The 20,454-nt window shown below is 27.8% G+C and carries 21 protein-coding genes and 1 pseudogene; 1 reads left to right on the top strand and 21 read right to left on the bottom strand.

Annotated elements, in window-relative coordinates; translation table 11 throughout:
* Positions 1-26 precede the first annotated feature (26 nt).
* From AYC60_RS01530 to AYC60_RS01435, 20 genes are all read right to left on the bottom strand, one after another.
* Positions 27-1,622, bottom strand: coding sequence for a CTP synthase (locus AYC60_RS01530; RefSeq protein ID WP_067320443.1), 1,596 nt, complete (start codon positions 1,620-1,622; stop codon positions 27-29).
* Positions 1,623-1,624: 2 nt separating this feature from the next.
* Positions 1,625-2,068 carry a hypothetical protein gene (locus tag AYC60_RS01525; protein WP_067320440.1) on the bottom strand — a complete coding sequence of 148 codons (444 nt, stop codon included), beginning with the start codon at positions 2,066-2,068 and terminating at the stop codon, positions 1,625-1,627.
* Between the two features lie 9 nt (positions 2,069-2,077).
* On the bottom strand, positions 2,078-2,563 hold the full coding sequence (locus AYC60_RS01520) for a hypothetical protein (RefSeq protein ID WP_067320437.1): 486 nt from the start codon (positions 2,561-2,563) through the stop codon (positions 2,078-2,080).
* 62 nt (positions 2,564-2,625) lie between these two features.
* Positions 2,626-3,579, bottom strand: coding sequence for an ROK family protein (locus AYC60_RS01515; RefSeq protein ID WP_067320434.1), 954 nt, complete (start codon positions 3,577-3,579; stop codon positions 2,626-2,628).
* A gap of 8 nt (positions 3,580-3,587) precedes the next feature.
* The gene (locus AYC60_RS01510) at positions 3,588-4,088 is read right to left on the bottom strand and encodes a glucose PTS transporter subunit EIIB (protein ID WP_067320432.1); all 501 of its coding nucleotides are present in this window, start codon (positions 4,086-4,088) and stop codon (positions 3,588-3,590) included.
* 69 nt (positions 4,089-4,157) lie between these two features.
* On the bottom strand, positions 4,158-5,144 hold the full coding sequence (locus AYC60_RS01505) for a class II fructose-bisphosphate aldolase (RefSeq protein ID WP_067320430.1): 987 nt from the start codon (positions 5,142-5,144) through the stop codon (positions 4,158-4,160).
* A gap of 162 nt (positions 5,145-5,306) precedes the next feature.
* A complete protein-coding gene (locus AYC60_RS01500; protein WP_067320427.1) occupies positions 5,307-5,951 on the bottom strand; it encodes a pyroglutamyl-peptidase I in 645 nt (214 codons plus the stop codon).
* Between the two features lies 1 nt (position 5,952).
* Positions 5,953-6,999, bottom strand: a complete 1,047-nt coding sequence (gene murG / locus AYC60_RS01495) for an undecaprenyldiphospho-muramoylpentapeptide beta-N-acetylglucosaminyltransferase (RefSeq protein ID WP_067320425.1) — start codon at positions 6,997-6,999, stop codon at positions 5,953-5,955.
* Positions 6,992-8,110 carry an FtsW/RodA/SpoVE family cell cycle protein gene (locus tag AYC60_RS01490; RefSeq protein WP_067320423.1) on the bottom strand — a complete coding sequence of 373 codons (1,119 nt, stop codon included), beginning with the start codon at positions 8,108-8,110 and terminating at the stop codon, positions 6,992-6,994. Before AYC60_RS01490 ends, murG begins: the two co-directional genes overlap by 8 nt.
* Positions 8,103-9,476, bottom strand: a complete 1,374-nt coding sequence (gene murD / locus AYC60_RS01485; RefSeq protein ID WP_067320420.1) for a UDP-N-acetylmuramoyl-L-alanine--D-glutamate ligase — start codon at positions 9,474-9,476, stop codon at positions 8,103-8,105. Before murD ends, AYC60_RS01490 begins: the two co-directional genes overlap by 8 nt.
* Before the next feature lie 10 nt (positions 9,477-9,486).
* Positions 9,487-10,575 carry a phospho-N-acetylmuramoyl-pentapeptide-transferase gene (gene mraY, locus AYC60_RS01480; RefSeq protein ID WP_067320417.1) on the bottom strand — a complete coding sequence of 363 codons (1,089 nt, stop codon included), beginning with the start codon at positions 10,573-10,575 and terminating at the stop codon, positions 9,487-9,489.
* Entirely contained in the window at positions 10,575-11,792 is a 1,218-nt protein-coding gene (locus tag AYC60_RS01475) for a UDP-N-acetylmuramoyl-tripeptide--D-alanyl-D-alanine ligase (protein WP_082762533.1), read from the bottom strand. Before AYC60_RS01475 ends, mraY begins: the two co-directional genes overlap by 1 nt.
* 65 nt (positions 11,793-11,857) lie before the next feature.
* The gene (locus tag AYC60_RS01470; protein WP_067320411.1) at positions 11,858-13,741 is read right to left on the bottom strand and encodes an ABC-F family ATP-binding cassette domain-containing protein; all 1,884 of its coding nucleotides are present in this window, start codon (positions 13,739-13,741) and stop codon (positions 11,858-11,860) included.
* Positions 13,742-13,785: 44 nt separating this feature from the next.
* Positions 13,786-14,484, bottom strand: coding sequence for a GH25 family lysozyme (locus AYC60_RS01465; protein ID WP_067320408.1), 699 nt, complete (start codon positions 14,482-14,484; stop codon positions 13,786-13,788).
* An 8-nt stretch (positions 14,485-14,492) separates the two neighbouring features.
* The gene (gene serS, locus AYC60_RS01460) at positions 14,493-15,761 is read right to left on the bottom strand and encodes a serine--tRNA ligase (protein ID WP_067320406.1); all 1,269 of its coding nucleotides are present in this window, start codon (positions 15,759-15,761) and stop codon (positions 14,493-14,495) included.
* A complete protein-coding gene (locus tag AYC60_RS01455) occupies positions 15,761-16,396 on the bottom strand; it encodes a hypothetical protein (RefSeq protein WP_067320405.1) in 636 nt (211 codons plus the stop codon). Before AYC60_RS01455 ends, serS begins: the two co-directional genes overlap by 1 nt.
* Positions 16,397-16,399: 3 nt before the next feature.
* Entirely contained in the window at positions 16,400-17,290 is an 891-nt protein-coding gene (gene whiA / locus AYC60_RS01450) for a DNA-binding protein WhiA (RefSeq protein ID WP_067320401.1), read from the bottom strand.
* Between the two features lie 98 nt (positions 17,291-17,388).
* Entirely contained in the window at positions 17,389-17,919 is a 531-nt protein-coding gene (locus AYC60_RS01445; RefSeq protein WP_067320398.1) for a hypothetical protein, read from the bottom strand.
* A 127-nt stretch (positions 17,920-18,046) separates the two neighbouring features.
* Positions 18,047-18,427, bottom strand: a complete 381-nt coding sequence (locus AYC60_RS01440) for a hypothetical protein (RefSeq protein ID WP_067320395.1) — start codon at positions 18,425-18,427, stop codon at positions 18,047-18,049.
* Between the two features lie 19 nt (positions 18,428-18,446).
* Positions 18,447-18,980, bottom strand: coding sequence for a hypothetical protein (locus AYC60_RS01435; RefSeq protein ID WP_067320392.1), 534 nt, complete (start codon positions 18,978-18,980; stop codon positions 18,447-18,449).
* A 170-nt stretch (positions 18,981-19,150) separates the two neighbouring features.
* Between AYC60_RS01435 and gap the strand changes: the two genes are divergently transcribed.
* Positions 19,151-20,158 (top strand): type I glyceraldehyde-3-phosphate dehydrogenase, encoded by a 1,008-nt coding sequence (gap, locus tag AYC60_RS01430; RefSeq protein WP_067320390.1) that lies wholly within the window; start codon positions 19,151-19,153, stop codon positions 20,156-20,158.
* 113 nt (positions 20,159-20,271) lie between these two features.
* Here the strand turns inward: gap and AYC60_RS08830 are convergent.
* Positions 20,272-20,454: pseudogene (locus tag AYC60_RS08830) on the bottom strand (IS30 family transposase); the annotation flags it as partial.

Genomic DNA, 20,454 nt, shown 5'->3' with positions numbered 1-20,454 from the left:
AACAATGCAGGTCTCCCTGCATTGTCTTATTTAATATTTTTTCTATCTAAAATTGCTTTAATCCATCCTTTAAATAAAGAATGTGGTTTATTTGGTCTACTCATAAATTCTGGATGAAATTGAGCTGCAACGAAGAAAGGATGATCTTCAACTTCTATTATTTCTACATAATTTCCATCTGGTGATTTACCTACTATTTTAAATCCGTTTTTTTCAAATTCTTCCATGTATTTTTGATTAAATTCATATCTATGTCTATGTCTTTCTAATATTTCAGATTGACCATATAGGCTATATGATTTACTATTTGGATCTAATTTACATGGATATGCTCCAAGTCTCATAGTTCCTCCTAGATTTTCAATTTGACCTTGTTCCTCCATTAAACTAATAACTGGATATGGTGTTTCTTTATCAAACTCTGTTGAATTTGCATCTTTCATTCCTAATACATTTCTTGCAAACTCAATAGTGGCCATTTGCATACCTAAACATATTCCAAAGAAAGGTATTTTATTTTCTCTAGCATATCTAACAGTATTTATTTTACCTTCTATACCACGTCCTCCAAATCCTCCAGGAACTAAAATTCCATCATATTCATTTAATTCTGTTAAATCAAATTCTTCAGCCTTTAAATAATCTATCTTAACCTTAGTGTCATAATGGAATCCAGCATGTTCTATAGATTCATGTATACTAATATATGCATCTTTTAATTCAACATATTTACCTACAACAGCTACTTTAACTTCATGTTTAGGATTCATGAATTTATTTACCATTTCTTTCCATTTTTCAAGACTTGGTTTAATATTTTCAAGATTTAATTTTTTACATACCTCATCTGCAAGACCTAAATCTTCCATTTGTATAGGTATTTCATATAAATTATTTGCATCTAAAGCCTCTATTACAGAACTTTCATCCACATCACAAAATAGTGAAACTTTAGATTTAATATTTTTATCTACTGGGTGTTCACTTCTTAATATTATTATATCAGGATTAATACCTAATCCTTGTAACATCTTAACACTTTGTTGTGTTGGCTTAGTTTTTAACTCACCAGCAGCTTTTAAATAAGGAAGTAAAGTTACATGTATATATGTTACATTTTCTCTACCCACATCTTTTTTAAATTGTCTTATAGCTTCTATAAAAGGATTAGATTCTATATCTCCTATAGTTCCACCTATTTCAGTTATTACTATATCTGAATTAGAAGCTTTTCCTGCTTGCATTATTTTTTTCTTAATTTCATTAGTAACATGAGGTATTACTTGAACTGTTCCTCCAAGATAATCTCCTTTTCTTTCTTTACTAATGATAGTTGACATTATTCTTCCACTAGTCACATTATTATATTTTGTAAGTTCTTCATTTATGAATCTTTCATAATGTCCTAAATCTAAGTCTGTTTCAGCTCCATCAGCTGTAACAAAAACTTCACCATGTTGATACGGGCTCATAGTACCTGGATCAACATTAAGATAAGGATCAAATTTTTGAATAGTTACTTTATATCCTCTTTCTTTTAATAATCTACCTAGAGAGGCTGCAGTAATTCCTTTACCTAGAGATGAAACTACTCCACCTGTAACAAATATATACTTAGTCATATTTAATCCCTTTCCGAAGATCTCTCTTGTATTATTTTATCTAAATCATTTTTACTATTAGCACTAGGTACCTGTAGTAATTTTAATTTTTTGCTATTTTCTTCCTTAGCTATTATAGCGTACAAACTCTTAAAATCATTTTTATCTATAGGTTTATCAGCAAAAATAACGATATTATTAACTGAAGGAGAAGAATACATTTTAACATCAGTAATATCAAAAACATATTTAGATAAAAACTTTAAATAAAGTGTTTCATTAAATATTCTTTGCTCATTTACTGTATTTTTACTTAAATCACTAAAATCTATATTCATTTCCTTTTTATATCTAGTAACTAACTCTTTTTTTATACCTTTTAATTCAGAATAACCTTCATCCTTACTAATCATAGAAAATGAGTTTATAGTTAATAAAGTTAAAATAGATATAATTATCTTTTTCATAATATTACCTTATTTTTTTTCTTTAGTTAATTTAGCATCTGAATAAAGTTTAAAGTTAACTTCAGTTGGTTTTTGATATAGATTATTTAAGATTTCTATTACAGCTTTATCTAAGTAATATGAATCTTTTCCTTCTATAGTTTTATCTACATAATATTTAAATTCTGCCTTATCTTTTCCAACTTCTTTAATATCAAATGAAGCTTCATATCCTAATTGTCCGAAAATATATTTTAATCCTGAAATATATAAAGCTTTTTTGTTTTCAAATTTAGTTTCATCATATTTAGCATTTTTTTCTTTTTCCTTTTTAGCTAAACCTGCTACATAGTTATTGTAGTCTGCGAATATAAAGTTTAATGTTCCTTGTTCTGCAACTCTTGCCATTTCTGCTTGTACCGCAGCTTGCTCTATATCTGCTAATTTGTATTTTGGTTCTGCACTAAATGAGAATGCAGATAATAAAATGCTTAATGCTATAATTGTTTTTTTCATTTTAATCTCCTCTTTTTTCTAAAAATATATTCATATTATATACCAACTTTATATGAATATCCTTATTTTTTGTTTATAATTAACGATGCAGCACCTTTTACTCCTGCTGAATCTAATAATTGACTTTCTACTATAGGTATATTTATACTCATGTTTAAAGCATATTTAGGTAAGTGTTTTTTAGCTCCAGCTATAATTAAATCTGCTGATTTTGCAAGTCCACCTGCAACAACTATTATTTCTGGATTAATTAAATTAATTAATACTCCCATACCATAGGCAAGCTTATTACAAAAATTATCAACGATAATTTCAGCAACTTCATCACCTTTTCTAGCTTCTATAAATATATGATGGGCTTCTAATTTATCTAAACAATCTTTAAATGTTTCATAAAGTATTCCTCTTTTTTCTTTTTGTAATACTTTAACACCTTCTCTTACTATTCCTGGTGCAGACGTAAATCTTTCTAAACATCCAGTAAGTCCACAACCACATTTATCTCCTTCTAAATCAACAGAAATATGTCCTATTTCTCCAGCAGCACCATCATTACCAGAAATTAACTCTCCATTTATTATCATACCTGCAGCTATACCTGTTCCTATCGGCATGATAATACTATTTCTATATCCTTTACTTGCACCAAATAAATTTTCACCTAAAGCAATAGCTCTAACATCATTTTCAACTATTACTGTTTTCCCAGAAATTTTTTCAAATACTTCTTTTGCATTAAAATCATTTCCCCATGAAAAATTTGCTGCAATTTTAACTATCGATTTATTAACTACTGGACCAGGTATACCAAGTCCTATACCCTCAAGTTTAGATATATCTACTGAAATTCTTGTAAATAATTCTTGTATTTTTAACCAGATTCTACCAAAAGTATCTTCAGGCCCTTTTTTAGATTCTGTTTTAATACTTTCTTCTATTAAAATGTTGTATTCTGAATCTAAAAGTCCTATTTTAGTATTTGTTCCACCTAAATCTACTCCAACATAATATTTCATATAACCACCTATATTAATTTTTTAAGTTCATCTAAAATTTTTGGTGCTTTAGTTCCCATTACTACTTGTACATTATTTTCATCAACTACAACTACATCTAAAGCTCCTAATTCTTTTAATGCATTGTTGTTTACTTTATCTAAGTTTTTAACCCCTACTCTTAATCTAGTAAAGCAGCTTTCTAATGAATCTATGTTTTCTTTTTTACCTAAAGCTTCTATGATTTTTTCTTCTTTAGTTGATAAAGTTTGACTTTTATCTCCACTATTTAATACTTCTAAAATTTTTGGTGCTTTAGTTCCCATTACTACTTGTACATTATTTTCATCAACTACTACTATATCTAATGCTCCAGCTTCTTTTAATACTTCATTGTTAACTTTATCTAAGTTTTTAACTCCCACTCTTAATCTAGTGAAGCAGCTTTCTAATGAATCTATATTTTCTTTATTCCCTAACCCTCTTAAAATTATTTTAGCTACTTCAGCATCTGTCATTCTTCCAAACATTACTTCCTCCTCATTATATGTGTAAAAGCCTCATTTCATAGATTTAGAAACAAGGCTTTTTTATGCTTACTATTTAACTTCTATTCCTCTTTTATATGCATCTTGTGATCCAAATACATCTACTATTTTAGATTTGTAATATTCTTTCATATAGTCTTTTGCTTTTCCAGCATATTTTCTAGGGTCAAATTCTCCTGGTTTAGTTGCTAATACTTCTCTGATTCCAGCTGTGAATGCTAATCTACCATCAGTATCAACATTTATTTTAGCTACTGCAGATTTAGAAGCTAATAATAATTGCTCATCAGGTATACCTATTGCATCTTTCATAGTTCCACCATATTGCACTATCATATCAACAAATTGTTTAGGTACTGAAGATGAACCGTGTAATACTATAGGGAATCCAGGTATTCTTTCTTCGATTTCTTTTAAGATATCTAAACGAATTTTAGGATTGTCTCCTGGTTTAAATTTGTGAGCTCCATGAGAAGTTCCTATAGCTATTGCTAATGAATCTACTCCTGTTCTTTCAACAAATTCTTGTACTTCATCAGGTTGTGTATAAATGCTGTGTTCTGCAACTACATCATCTTCTACTCCTGCAAGTACTCCTAATTCAGCTTCTACTGTTACATCATGTGTATGAGCGAAATCAGCAACTGATTTAGAAATTTCAACGTTTTCGTCAAATGAATGATGAGATGCATCTATCATTACTGATGAAAATCCATATTCTATACAGTCTCTACATACATCATAGCTTGGTCCATGATCTAAGTGTAGTGCTACTGGTATATCTGAACCTGAAGCTTTAACATATTCTGTAGCTGCTTTTGCCATAAATGGTAACATTTCTTTTCCTATGTATTTTCTTGCTCCTGTAGATACTTGTAAGATTACAGGTGATCCCATTTCAACACAAGCTTCAATAATACCTTGTAATTGTTCTAAATTGTTAAAATTAAATGCAGGTACTGAATAACCTTCTCTATTTGCTTTTGCAAACATTTCTTTAGTATTTACTAAACCTAAGTCTTTGTAATTATACTTCATTTCTTTTCCTCCTAGAATAATATTATTTCATACACTTAAATTCTATTAAATTTCTTTGAAAAAATCAAGATATTACTAAAGATAACATATGTAGTATTACTTTCAATTTTTTATTAATATATAAAAAGATGTTAAACACTTAATATTTAACATCCAATTTTATTAATATATTTCACCACCTACAATTTTCTTTTCTACTTTTTCTACTGAAAGTGTCTCTATGGCTTTAATTATTGCTTTTAAAGTTTGATTAAACATCATAAAAGGCATATTTTCTTTACCTTCAACCTGTTCCTTTGTATAAGGCAGGTGTATAAATCCAGATTTAATATTCCATTTATTTTTTTCTACCATGTATCTTACTCCATATAGCACATGATTACATACATAAGTTCCTGCTGTATTAGAAATTTTAACATCTATTCCTTCTTTTTCTATTTCATTATACATAGTTTTTATAGGAAGATTTGAAAAATATGCATTTTCTCCATCTTCAAATATTAGTTCATCTATAGGCTGATTCCCATCATTATCTTTTATTCTAAAATCATCTATATTAATACCTATTCTTTCAATAGATATAGTTTTACTTCCACCTGCTTGACCTAAAGACAGAATAAAACTCGGATTTATTTCTAATACCTTTTCCTCTATTTTTCTTAAGCTCTTATTTCTAACTACTGGTATTAAAAGTTTTTCAACTTTCAAATTACCAATAATTTCAGGTAAAGAATTTAGTACCTGTTCAGAAACATTAGTTTCATCTCCACCAAAGGGTTCAAATCCTGTAACCAATATTTTTTTCATATTAAACCTCAAAATATTTCATAATATTTTCTACAGCATTACCTGGATTAATTTTAGAAATATTTTCCTTCATAAATTTAAGCTTGTCCTCATCATTTACAAGTCTTATTGCTTCATCTATAGCTATTTCCACTTCTTCATTAGAATATATTTTTGATGAATTTATTGCTTCAAGTATTTCCGCATTTTCCTTTTGACCTACAAAATTATATGGAATTAATATTGAAGGTTTCCCTAGTTCTATTAATTCTGATATAGTTGAAGCTCCCGCACGACATAATAGTATATCTGATGCAGCCATAATATTATATGATTCTTCAAAATATGGAACTACTATAGTATCCTCATTTTCTTCTACTTTTTCTGTAATTTCTTTATATAGCTCTTTTCCTGTTGCCCAATAAAGTGTTACACCACTATTCTTTATATCTTCAAATTTATTTACTAAAGCATCATTAATATTTTTTGCTCCTAATGATCCTCCCATTACTGTAATTATTTTTGCATCCTTAGCAATACCTAATTTTTCTCTACTTCCATCCTTTGAAGTATTAAAAAATTCAGGTCTTATAGGGTTTCCTGTAACTACAAATCTATCCTTATATCCTTCTTTAACATCCTTTAAAGTTTCTGAAAAAGCAATAAAAACTTTTTTGGCATATGGATACATCCAACGATTTGCCTGACCCATAGTAACATTTTGTTCTTGTAAAAATATATCAAGTTTTAAAGTTTTGGCAGCAAGTAAAGCAGGTAATGAAATATAGTTTCCAAAACCTATAACATAATCAACTTTTTCTTTTTTCAATATATCTCTTGCATCATAAATACCTTTAAAAAGTTTAAATATCCCCTTAATACTTCTTAGAGGAACTATATCTAAACCATAGAATTTATATCCTCTACTTGGGACTATTTCTTTTTCCATTCTATGGCTAGTACCCATGAATACTAATTCATGTCCATTTTCTTTAAGTTTTTCTGCTAAAGCTAAAGCTGGATATATGTGTCCACCAGTTCCACCTGTAGTTATTAATATTTTACTCATATATTACACCTTCTTCTAAATTTTCATTCATTTCCATAAGTATTCTTAGTACTAATCCTAGTCCCATAAATACAGTTAATAAAGATGAACCTCCACTACTTATGAAAGGGAGAGTTACACCTGTAGATGGTAATAAGTTAACATTAATCCCTAAATGCAATATAACTTGATTTGAAATTAAAAATCCCACACCATAAATTATCATTTTATCATATACTGATTTTGCAAATTTTGAGCTATAGAATATGAAATAAATAAGTAAAAAGAATATTATTATTAATACTATTGCTCCTATAAATCCCCACTCATCCACAAAACCTGCAAAAATATAGTCTGTTTGTACTTCAGGTAGATAGAAGTTTCTAGCTATACCATTACCATAACCAGAACCAAATAATCCACCATTACTAATAGACTTTACTGCATATATTACATGATCATTACTAAAATTTAATCTTGATGCCCTATAACTCTTTGCAAATATTGCTAAAAAACCTAAAATAGAAATACCAAAAGCACTCCAAAGTATTTTTTTATATGAAATTACACTACTAAACCAATACATACAAAAAAATATTAACATAAATTGCACTGTTGCAGAAAATGATCTAGATGCAAGTATTATTACTGCACAAGTTAAAGTATAAACTCCTGCAAATAAGTAAATATTTAATCTTTCTTTTCTTATATAATATGCTCTTTCTATCATGTATGCTAGTATTAATACTAAGAACAATTTAGCAAATTCAGAAAATTGTATAGTAAGCGGACCTATAGCTATCCATCTTCTAGCACCATTAACATTTTTCCCAAAAAAAGTTGTATATAGTAAACCAAGAATAGTAAATATCATTAAGTACAAAGTATACTTATTGATTAAGTTAGTATTTAAAAAAGTAGAAATAGTTACACAAGCAATAATAGATAACGCTAGAAAAGCTAAATGTTTTCTAATAATTGAAACATGGCTAATTCCTAAAGTATTATGCAAACTTTCTGGTGAACTCAAACTCATCAAATTAAATATACCTATTACAGTTAATATGATAACTAATGTAACTATAGTTGTAATTAACTGTTTTTTACTTTTTGTATTAAAAAAATCACGCATTATTTTCTCCTAAAATCTCTATTACTCTATTTTTGAAATATCTTCCTCTTTCTTCAAAGTTTTTGAATTGATCAAAACTTGCTGTAGCAGGAGAATAAAGTATAGTATTATATTCTTCAAAGTTGACATTTTCTTTAATATGCTTAATACATTCATCTACAGTCTCAAATATAGCATATTTATTATATCCAACTTTTTTCAATTCTTTCTCTATTAAATATCTATTTTCACCATAAATATATGTAAACTTAACATTTCTTCCTATTTCTATACCTAATTCATCTAGTGGTACTTTTTTATCTTCTCCTCCACATATTAGGATAATATCATTTTCATATGAATTTATAGCTTTATTAGTTGAAGCAACATTAGTACCTTTTGAATCATTTATGAATATAGTATTTGATTTTTTATAAAAATCTTCCATTCTATGTTCTATACTTTTAGTCTCTTTTAAATAGTTTCTAATTACCTTATTAGGAATACCACAAATTTTTGCAGTCGCTATTAAAAATAGCATATTTTCTAAATTATGTTCTCCTTTTAAAGCTAAATCTTTAACATCAATTAATTTATCTGCACTTTGTATTAAATTAAATTTTGAATTATACATTTCATATATATCTTTCATTATATATATAGAACCATTAGAAACAAAAATACTACCTTTAGTATTTTTACTTATATATATTCTCTTCGGGTTTTTATAATTTTCTAATTCCTTAGCTTTTTTATATAGATTTAAGAAAGTGCTATCATCTACGTTTACTATCATTTTATCTCTTTTCCCTTGATTTAAGAATATATTAAATTTAGTCATATAGTACTCTTCAACATCTTTATATCTACCTAAATGATCTGGAGTTAAATTAATTATACCTGAAACATATGGTTTTACCTTAGGATGGTTTTCTAGCTGATAGCTACTTAATTCTAATACTATATAATCAAGTTCCTTGTTTTCTTTTACTATCTCAGCAAATGATCTACCCACATTACCACCAAGTTCTACATTAAAACCAGCTTTTTTTAACATTTCATAAGTTTTAGTACAAGTAGTTGTTTTACCATTAGTTCCTGTAAAAGCAATAATTTGTATATCTTTATTCATATATTCATATGCTATATCTATTTCAGAATAAATAGCTATACCTTTTTCAATTGCTTTTTTTACAAATGAATTTTCAAAAGATATACCAGGAGATTTTACTATATATTCAACATCCTTAGTCTCTAATATATCTAAAGCTTTTTCTGTGTTAATTTCTCCAACTTTATCATCAACTAATATTACTTCTTTTCCTTTTGATTCTAATAGGTTTTTTGCACCTATACCACTAATACCTGCACCAAATACGATAATCATATTATTTCTCCTATCTTAATTTAAGTATCATTAAAGCAAATAAACATGCTATTATTGTAATTATTAAAAATCTTATGGTAACTTTTGTTTCTGGCATACCTAATTTCTCAAAATGATGATGTATAGGGGCCATTTTAAATACTCTTCTTTTAAATTTCTTATATGAAATTACTTGTATCATTACAGAAAGTGCTTCAACGAAGAATATTATACCCATTATAGGTAAAAGTAATTCTTGTTTTAAAAGTATGAATATAGTTCCTAAAAGTCCACCTATAGTCAGTGACCCAACATCTCCCATAAATACTTGTGCTGGGAAAAAGTTAAACCACATGAAACCTAAACATCCTCCAACAATTGAAGCTAGAAAAACCGCAATTTCTCCTGCGCCTGTAACATAATATATGTTAATATACTCTGCCCAATTATAGTGTCCTACAGCATATGCTATAAGCATTAAAACAGAAGAAACTATAACTATTTGACTGCTTACTAAACCATCTAATCCATCTGTTAAGTTTACTGCATTTGAAGTTCCAACTATGACAAAGAACATAAATAGGAAAAAAGCTATAGGCCCTATGTACATATATGATTTTTTAAATAGTGGATTAATTATAGAAAAATCTATTGTCTTATTAACCAGTCCCATCTTATATACAAAGGCAAATACTATTAAAGTCATTATTGTTTGAAATAACAGTTTTTTCTTACTTGATAAACCTTTTTTACTCTTAGTTAATTTTAAATAATCATCATAAAAACCTATAGTTGAAAAAACTATGGTCATAAAGAATAAGAAAACTGTAAATTTATTAGTAAAATTACCTGCAATTAAAGTAGAAAAAAGTATAGACCCTATAATTAGTAAACCACCCATAGTAGGAGTACCTTGCTTAGAATAATGTGTTTCTGGCCCATCTTCTCTAATAGTATCTCCAAATTTCTTATACTTTAACCACTTAATAAAGGGATTACCGAATAATATCATGAAGCATAAAGCAACTCCAAAGGCAATTCCCATTCTTATTGAAATAGATTTAAATACCCTTAAATATGTATATTTGTCTATTAATAGACTTTGAATATAGTAAAACATTAGTTATTTACCTCCATTATTTCTTCCATTTTCATAGATCTTGATCCTTTTAAAAGTATAACTTTTTCTCTATCATCTGTTATATTATCTATCTCTATTTTTATCTCATCTTTAATATCAAAATGTTTAAATTTGAATTTAATTTCCTTTAATTCTAATAATTTATTATATAAATATTTCATTCTTTGTCCATATAAGTAAAGGAAATCAATTTTAGTTTCTTTAAGTACAAAACATAAATCTTCATGATATTTATTCTCTTCATTTCCTAGCTCTAACATATCTCCTAAAACAGCTACTTTACAATTTTCATCATATATTTTTGAAAAAGTCTCTAATGAAGCTTTCATAGATAGAGGTGATGCATTATATGCATCATTTATATATATGTATTTCCCTTTAATAATTTGGAATCTTCCTCCAGTTAAACTAATATTCTCATAATTTAAGTCTGTATATCCTATATATTTTAATAATGAATCAACCAAAGATACATTAAGTAAATTATGTTCACCTAATAAATTAGTCTTAATATTTTTAACCTCCACCTTTATTGCATCCTCTAATGTTGAAAGATATTTATCATTTCCACTAACCACAACTTTTTTCTTTGTGTGTGGAATAATTTCTGTTTTAGCTTTAAAAACATTTTCCATAGTCTTTAAATATTCTAAATGAGATTGTCCTATATTTGTTATTATAGAATAATCAGGTTTAGCTATATATCCTAACAAGTCAATCTCACCTAAGTCTGACATTCCCATTTCTAGTAATAGATATTTATCTTCATCTCTTGCTGAAAGTATAGTAAAAGGAAGCCCTATATGATTGTTATAATTCCCTTGCGTCTTATATACTTTCTCTCCCTTTTCTTTTAAGACAGAATAAAGTATGTCCTTAACTGTTGTTTTACCATTAGATCCTGTTATACCTATAACTATAAATCCATTGTTTTCTCTGTATTTTTTAGCATATTCTTGCATGAATTTTACTGTATCTTTTACATAATACCCATTTTCTATATCCAAGCCTTCTTTATCAAATATTACGAAAGCTCCTAAATTTTCAGCTTCTTTTGCATAATCATTACCCTTATTTATCGCAAAGAATAATGTATTTTCTGAAGTTTCTTTAGAATTCATAGTCACTTTAAATTCTTCATTTAAAGTTGGTATTTTTTTTCCTATTATTTCTTCAAGTGTACTTAATTTACTCATATATATCAAAAAAAATTCCTTTCTTTTGTTCTTAATTTAATTATACCAAAAAAAATTTACTAAAACTACTCTAATTCACTCCATAATAATATTAATTCGTCTTCCTTAATTTTTGTTTCCTCTATTTCTTTTTGTATATCCATCATTTTACCCAGATCATTTTTGTATCCTGCTTTAGACATTTCTTCATCTAATTTTTTTAATTTTATAGATATTTCTTCTAAGTCTTTTTCCACTTTTTCTAAGTCTTTTTTTCTTTTTATTTCTGCTTTTTGCTTAGCTTTTCTTTCTTCGTAACTTAATTTTTCCTCACTTTTATCTCCAACCTCTTTTTTACTTCTAATATTCTCTCTATATTCTTCATAATTTCCCTTAAACTCTTCAAGCCCCTCTTCTGATAAATAATATATTTTATTACATACAGAATCTAAAAAGTGTCTATTGTGAGATATTAATAACATAGTTCCTTCATAATCTATTAATGCATTTTCTAGTACTTCTATAGAATATATATCCAAATGGTTAGTCGGCTCATCTAAAATTAATAAGTTAGCTTGTTCCTCTATAAGCTTTAATAAAGATACTCTTACTTTCTCTCCACCTGAAAGTGATGATATTTGCTTTAATACCTCATCTCCTGAAAAAAGAAAAGCAGCTGCTTTACTTCTTAAATATTCTTCTGTATATGAAAGAGAATTATTAATTTCTTGTAATATGTTATTATCATCAAAAAGATGTTGGTGATTTTGGTCATAATAACCTATTTTAACCCTTTCACCCACCTTATATTCTCCACCATCTTGCTTTAATTTACCTACGAGTATTTTTAATAAAGTAGACTTTCCTATGCCATTTTTACCTATAATTCCTACCTTATCTCCTTTAAACAATTCAAAACTTACATTATTTAAAACCTTTTTACCATCAAAACTTTTAGATATATTATGTACATTTAATACTCTGTCTGCTGATGCAGTCTTCATATCAAATTTAAGCTTCATTCTTCCTGGATTAAATACAGGATTATCCATTCTTTCCATTCTATCAAGGATAGTTTGTCTTCCCCTTGCTTGTTTTGACTTAATTCCTGCCTTGTATCTTTGTATGTATTCTTCTATTTTTCTAATTTTTTCACTTTCTTTTTCAAATCTCTTTATTTCACCTTTAATATATAGTTCTTTTTGTATTACAAAATCAGAAAAATTACCATCATATTCATAAAGTTTTCTATTTTCTATTTCCATAATTTTATTACATACTACATCTAAAAATATTCTATCATGAGATATTAGTATAAATGCCTTAGTATATTTTTTTAAATATTCTTCAAGCCATTCTATAGAAACTATATCTAAGTGGTTAGTAGGCTCATCTAAAATTAGTAAATCAGGTTCTTCTAATAGTAGCTTTGCTAGCGTAATTCTTGTTTTTTCCCCACCTGAAAGAGTAGAGATTATAGCATCTTTAAAATTGTTTAACTCCAATCCTTGCATAACCTGTTTAATTTTAAATTCTACTTCATAACCGCCTATTGCTTCATATTCATTTTGTAATCTTTCATATTCTTTAAGTAATTTCTCTATATCTTCAGATACTGCCATTAGAGTATTAATTCTATTTATTTCTGATAATAACTGTTTTTGCTTTGAAAAAACTTCTAAAAGTTCTTCATAAACACTATTTTTTTCTGAATAAAACGTATGATTTTGAGAAAGATATCCAACCTTAATGTTGGGATTAAGGAAAACATTACCTTTTTGATTTATGTTATTTTCTATACCATCATGGTTTTCTATACCTAAAAGTATTTTTATTAATGAAGATTTTCCAACTCCATTTAATCCTATTAACCCTATTTTATCTGTATTATTTACACTAAAGTTAATATCTCTTAATATATATTCTCCATTAAATTGCTTGTATACATTATTAAACTGTACTAAATTCATTCTTTCCCCTTACGTGAAAAATAGTTCGATGAAATATCATGGAACTATTTTATTCTATTATTGTTTATAAAGTTATCTATATCTTCACCTCTAAAGGCATTTCTATCTGTAAATCCAGATATACCCTTAACTCTCCCTCTATTTGAGTATTGCCAAAAATCCCATCTTTCTTGACTTGGGTACCATTTTATATTTCTTATCCATATAGGATTATTTAGAAATTCATTTTCTATATATGCACCATATGTATGTCTAGTTACATAAATTATTACCCTTTTTTTATAATGCATCTCTAAAATATCTATCAAATCTTTCAGTTCTTTATTAACAACTTCTTTGGGATATTTAGTTGGTATTTCTAAATCAACTATAGGTGGAAATGCACTATCTACTATTGGAACCTTAGAGATATAGAATTTAGCCTGTTCTTCTCCAGTTGATAACATGGAGAAAAAATGATAGGCCCCTACTCTAAATCCAGTAAGTTGTGCTCTATTCCAATTATAGAAAAAGTCTCTATCTAGATGATCTTTTCCTTCAGTTGCCTTCATAAATACAAACTTATATCTCTTATCAATTTGTGACCAATTAAGCCTTACTTGATGATGAGAAATGTCTATACCGTGTATATCGTATTTTTGTGATAATATATGATTGTGGTATAGATGTCCTGAAAGTTCTAAATACCAGGCTAATCCTCCTAAAAATGTTAGAAGGATTAAGCCCATAATTATTTTCTTCATATTGCCTCTTATCTTATTTCTGTTTTACCACCCATGTACGGAACTAGAGCTTCAGGAATTTTAATACTTCCATCTTCTTGTTGATAATTTTCAATTATTGCAAGTAATGTTCTTCCTACAGCCAGTCCTGAACCATTTAATGTGTGTACGAAATAGCTTTTTTTATCTTCTGCTCTGAATTTAATCATAGCACGTCTTGCTTGGAAATCTTCTGTATTTGAACAACTAGAAATTTCTCTATATTTATTTTGTGATGGAACCCAAACTTCTAAATCATATGTTTTAGATGCAGAAAATCCCATATCTCCTGTACATAATGAAAGTACTCTGTATGGAAGATTTAATTTTTGTAATATTTTCTCTGCACAATTTGTCATATGTTCTAATTCTTCATATGATTTGTCTGGATGAACTATTTTTACCATCTCTACTTTATTAAATTGATGTTGTCTAATTAAACCTTTTAAGTCTCTTCCTCCACTACCTGCTTCTTGTCTAAAACAAGCTGTAAATCCACATAAATGTTTAGGTAATTCTTCTTCTTTTAATATTTCCCCTGAAAACATATTTGTTAATGTAACTTCTGCAGTAGGTATTAAGTATAAATCTTCTCCTGAAATTTTATACATATCTTCTTCAAATTTAGGTAATTGTCCTGTGCCCACCATTATTTCTTTCTTAGCAAGTTGTGGAGTTAGTATTTCTGTAAATCCATGCTCTTCAGTATGAGTATCTAACATGAAATTAATTAAGGCTCTTTCAAGTCTTGCTCCCATCCCTTTATATACAGTGAATCTAGATCCTGAAAGTTTAGTTCCTCTTTCAAAGTCAAGTATATCTAAATTAGTTCCTAACTCATCATGTGATTTAACTTCAAAGTTAAACTCAGTTGGAGTTCCCCATTTTCTAACCTCAACATTATCATCTTCACTTGCACCTACAGGTACTGAACTATGAGGAACATTAGGTATAGTTAAAAGCATCATCTTTTGTTTTTCATCTATTTCTAAAACTTCAGCATCTAATTCTTTAATTCTTGCAGAAACTTTAGCCATATTTTCTTTTAATTCCGTAGAATCTATACCTTCTCTTGCATTTTTCCCTATAATTGCTGATACATCATTTCTTTCTTTTTTAAGAGTTTCTACTTCTGTTAGTAATTCTCTTCTTTTAACATCTAATTCTAATAATTCATCTAAATTGTATTCACTATTTCTATTTTTTAAGCCTTGTTTTACAAGTTCTACATTTTCTCTAATAAACTTCATTTCTAACATTATTTTTCCTCCAAGAATTTTAGTATAATTTTTTTATTTTCACTCATTTTTTTAACATTAACCTTTATTTCTTCATTAAACTTAACCCTATAAATATATGAGTAAAGTTCATCTACTTTTTTCTTATTACCATATCCTTCTTTTGATTTACAAAAATATCCTATTAAATTTCTTAATAAAGGAATAGTTAATCCAATTTCTAAATATATTTTTTCAAAAAGATATGCTTTAATTAATCTATTTTCATCATCTGATAATTTAGAATTTAAATATATTATATCAAAAAACGAGGATGTATCTCTTCTAATTAGTTCATTGGCAAGACTTAAACTATGAACCTCATCTCTATTAAATATTGCCCTAAAAAAACTTTCTTTTAATTTAGGTATTTCAACATTTGAATGTCTAGATACTTTTTTTTCTTTCTTTAAGAAAATATCTTTATCCTCAAACACTTTCTCTACATCCTTAAATTCTTTAACTAAATACATATATCCATATTCTAAAATATATGAAGGTTCTTTAGTAGTAATATTTCCTTCCATATTTATTTTAAAATATTTAGGTTTTTCATTATAGTTTTTAAATTCATCTAAAAAGCTTTCAAAATCCTTATACTCACATAATTTTCTCATAATTTATCCTTTTAATTCTAAATATATTTCTTCTAATCTTCTAAATCTGTTTCTTACACCTGATTTGGATATTTTTAACTTATCTGCTAATTCCTGAAAAGAATCTTCATCATATTTTAGTCTAAGCTTAGCCAATTCAGATAAGGCCTTAGTTAAATTATCAAGTCCTATCTTCTCATCTATATATTCTATCATATCTATTTGCTTTATTGATGCAGACATTTTCTTAGTTTCATTAGCAAGTTCATAATTCATATTTCTATTTATCTTATTATTCAATTCTTTTTGAACAGTTACATCTTCATATTCAAAGAAAACCTGTAATCCACCCATCATATGAATAATATCTAAAATATCCTCAGAATTCCTTATGTATACTATATTTTTATTCTTTTTTTCAGTCTGAAACACCTTTTTATTTATATGCTTAAGTAACATATATAGAAAGGTTGAAGCATCTTCTGTATCTATAAAAAAATCTAAGGTATATCCTTTACTTGGATCTTTTATATATCCTGAATTTAAAAAATATCCTCTAAGTATACCTGATAAATTCTTGTTTTCAGAAAATTTCTTGAAAGAAAAAAGTTCTTTTAAAAATTTTCCATAATTTTCTTCTATATCTATAATATTTGTAATACTAATAGTATATACTCTTGGTTTAGAAAATCTTTTAGCCGTTATATATCTAAGCTGAGGTACAAGCTCCGTAACTTTAAGTATATTGCTATATACCCTTTGTGCAAGTTTTAAATTTTCTGTACTAAATTCTATACCACTATTTTTTATGCAGTTTTTTGAAATAAATAGTCCAAAAAGCTCTGCAATAACATCGTTTCTATCTATATTGTTTTTATCTAAAATTTCATCTTTTAATTTTGAAGAATATGACATAATTTCCCCTATATAAAGTTTTTTAAATTATACCATATTAAATTATACTAATCAAATAGAAAAATGGGTGCTATAATCTAGCACCCACAAATGTTTAATTAAAATGTATAACCAGCTTCTATTCCAACTATTCCTTTAGTTCCATACCCACCGAATACAGCTACATTGTATTTATCTTGTAATTTAAGCCCAATAGAAGCTTTTGCAAGATATCCAAAGTTTACTCCCGCTTTTTTCTCTTCATTACTTTCTTCTTTATTAGGTTTGATTAATAATCCCATTCCTAATTCTGTTCCACCATAAACTTTAACTTCTTTTGCTACAGCATAGTTTACTTCTCCTGCTAATGCTAAATTTACTGATCCTTGGCCTACCATTTTGTCTTCTGTTTTTGCAAACCCACCTGAAACAGAAATTTTAGGTCCAAATGTTAAATCTAAATCTTTAGAAACATCATATTTCCATTCAGGCATAACCCCTAATGAAAAATTTGCTCCATGTCCTCCATCTTTTTTAAATTCCCCGTTATATGCTGCTGAACCTTCTACTCTGTATCTAGGTCCTGTAACTGTTGCTGAAAAAGATGTTAATCCAGCAAATAAAACAAATCCTAATAAAATTTTCTTCATAATATCCTCCTTATTGAGGTAATATCTACCTCTTGCCAAAGTATACAATATTAAAAGTAAAAAGTCAAACACACAAAAACTCATTAAAGAAAAATCACATATCCTTCTAAGATATGTGATTAATCAATTAAAATTCTATTACTTCTTTATATTCTCCATCTACATATAAGTCATACATTGCTCCAGTTGCACCATCAACTATCCATCCCCATAATCCAGGAACAAAGAAATTTCCTACAACGAAAGCACCAACATTTACTTTAGGTTGTATTTGATATTCTTTTTTACCTGATCTTACAGTGTAACTTGCCCCTGAGAAGAATCCATCACCTTTTTCAAGATAAACATCTAATTCTCCTTTTCCTTCTTTAATAACTTTTCCATACTTATTAACTACTTGAATGTTATTATTTGACTTAATTTTGTAATTTTGCCCTTTTCCATTAACTACAGTTGAACAACTAGTTAAAGCTATAGCAACTAATGCACCTAAAAATAATTTTTTCATATTAATATCCACCTAAAAATTAGAATGTATATCCTACTTCTAATCCTACTATACCTTTTCCATATCCAGTATATCCTGCAACTTTAAATCCATTGCTAAATTTTCCACCAAGAGCAATTTTTCCTATTGGAATATATGTAACTCCATGAACTGTTGTTGTTGTTTCACTATTTTCAGTTTTTTCAGTTTTAGTCGCTTTAATGTATCCTAATCCCCCTCCAGTTTCTAACCCAACATAAAATTTATTTGTTGTATTTGGTAAAGCAACATTAAAATCAGCACCTATACCAGCAGTAACAAGAAATGCACCACCTTTAGGGGCTCCTCCAGCACCTACTAAAACTTCTCCAATAGCAGATATTTTTGGTCCGAAAGTAATATCAAAATTCTTGTTTATGTCAGCTTTCCATTCTGGGTAATAAGTTACATGTAAAGTTGGATTAACTATATCTACTCCAGCACCTGCTTCTAAACCATGTTTAGGTCCACTTATTTTAGCTGAAAAAGATGTTAATCCTGCTAAAACTGCAACAGTTAATAATAATTTTTTCATTTCACTACCTCCTAAATATTATTTAATCTAAGAAATTATACCCTTTTTTTTATTTAAAGTCAATAATAATTATTTTAACTTTTCACTATATTTTTTTAGCAATCTTGCATTGAAAAAAATAATGTGATATAATTTGTTTGTAAATTAAAATTATTTAGGAGGTACTTTACATGGCAGTAAAAGTAGCAATAAACGGATTTGGAAGAATAGGAAGATTAGCATTAAGATTAATGATTAATGATCCTCAATTTGATGTAGTAGCTGTAAATGATTTATCAGATGCTAAAACTTTAGCACACTTATTTAAATATGATTCAGCTCAAGGAAGATTTGATGGAACAGTAGAAGTAAAAGAAGGAGCTTTCGTAGTAAATGGAAAAGAAATTAAATCTTTTGCTGATGCAGACCCTAAAAACTTACCTTGGGGAGAATTAGGTGTAGACGTAGTATTAGAATGTACTGGTTTCTTCACTAAAAAAGAAAAAGCTGAAGCTCATATAGAAGCTGGAGCTAAAAAAGTAGTTATCTCAGCACCTGGTCAAGGTGACTTAAAAACAGTTGTATTCAATGTTAACCATGATATCTTAGATGGATCAGAAACTGTTGTTTCTGCAGCATCTTGTACAACTAACTGTTTAGCACCTATGGCTAAAGTATTAAACGACAAATTTGGAATATTAGCTGGAACAATGACAACTATACATGCTTACACAGGAGACCAAAATACTTTAGATGCACCACATAGAAAAGGTGACTTAAGAAGAGCTAGAGCAGCAGCTGAAAATATAGTTCCTAACTCAACAGGAGCAGCAAAAGCTATAGGATTAGTTATACCTGAACTTGCTGGTAAATTAGATGGTGGAGCACAAAGAGTTCCAGTTCCTACAGGATCATTAACTGAATTAGTTTCTGTTTTAGAAAAAACAGTTACTGCAGATGAAATCAATGCAGCTATGAAAGAAGCAGCTAACGAATCATTTGGATATACTGAAGAAGAATTAGTATCATCTGATATTATAGGAATCAAATATGGATCATTATTTGATGCAACTCAAACTAAAGTTGTTACAGTTGGAGACAAACAAATCGTTAAAACAGTATCTTGGTACGATAACGAAATGTCATATACTGCACAATTAATCAGAACTTTACACTACATTGTAGACAAAGCTAAATAAGGTTTTAATTATATAGAATCAGGGATTAGTCCCTGATTCTTTTTTTATGTAAGTAGAAATTAGAAATGTCCAAAATTAAATAATAAAAATTTTATAGTGCAGTATAATTGAATTTATGCTGCATTTTTATTTTCAAAATAAATATTTTTTGATGTTTTACCATTAAAAATTTTTCTTGGATAATTATTCATAAAGTCTTGTATATATTCTATCTCTTTATTACTCAAATTATTAAATGAAGATCCCTTAGGGAAAAATCTCCTAATAAATCTATTGTTATTTTCATTACTTCCACG

Origin of the sequence: Streptobacillus felis (assembly GCF_001559775.1) — a bacterium.
Classification (GTDB): domain Bacteria; phylum Fusobacteriota; class Fusobacteriia; order Fusobacteriales; family Leptotrichiaceae; genus Streptobacillus; species Streptobacillus felis.
This window is presented reverse-complemented; position numbering and strand designations above follow the sequence as displayed.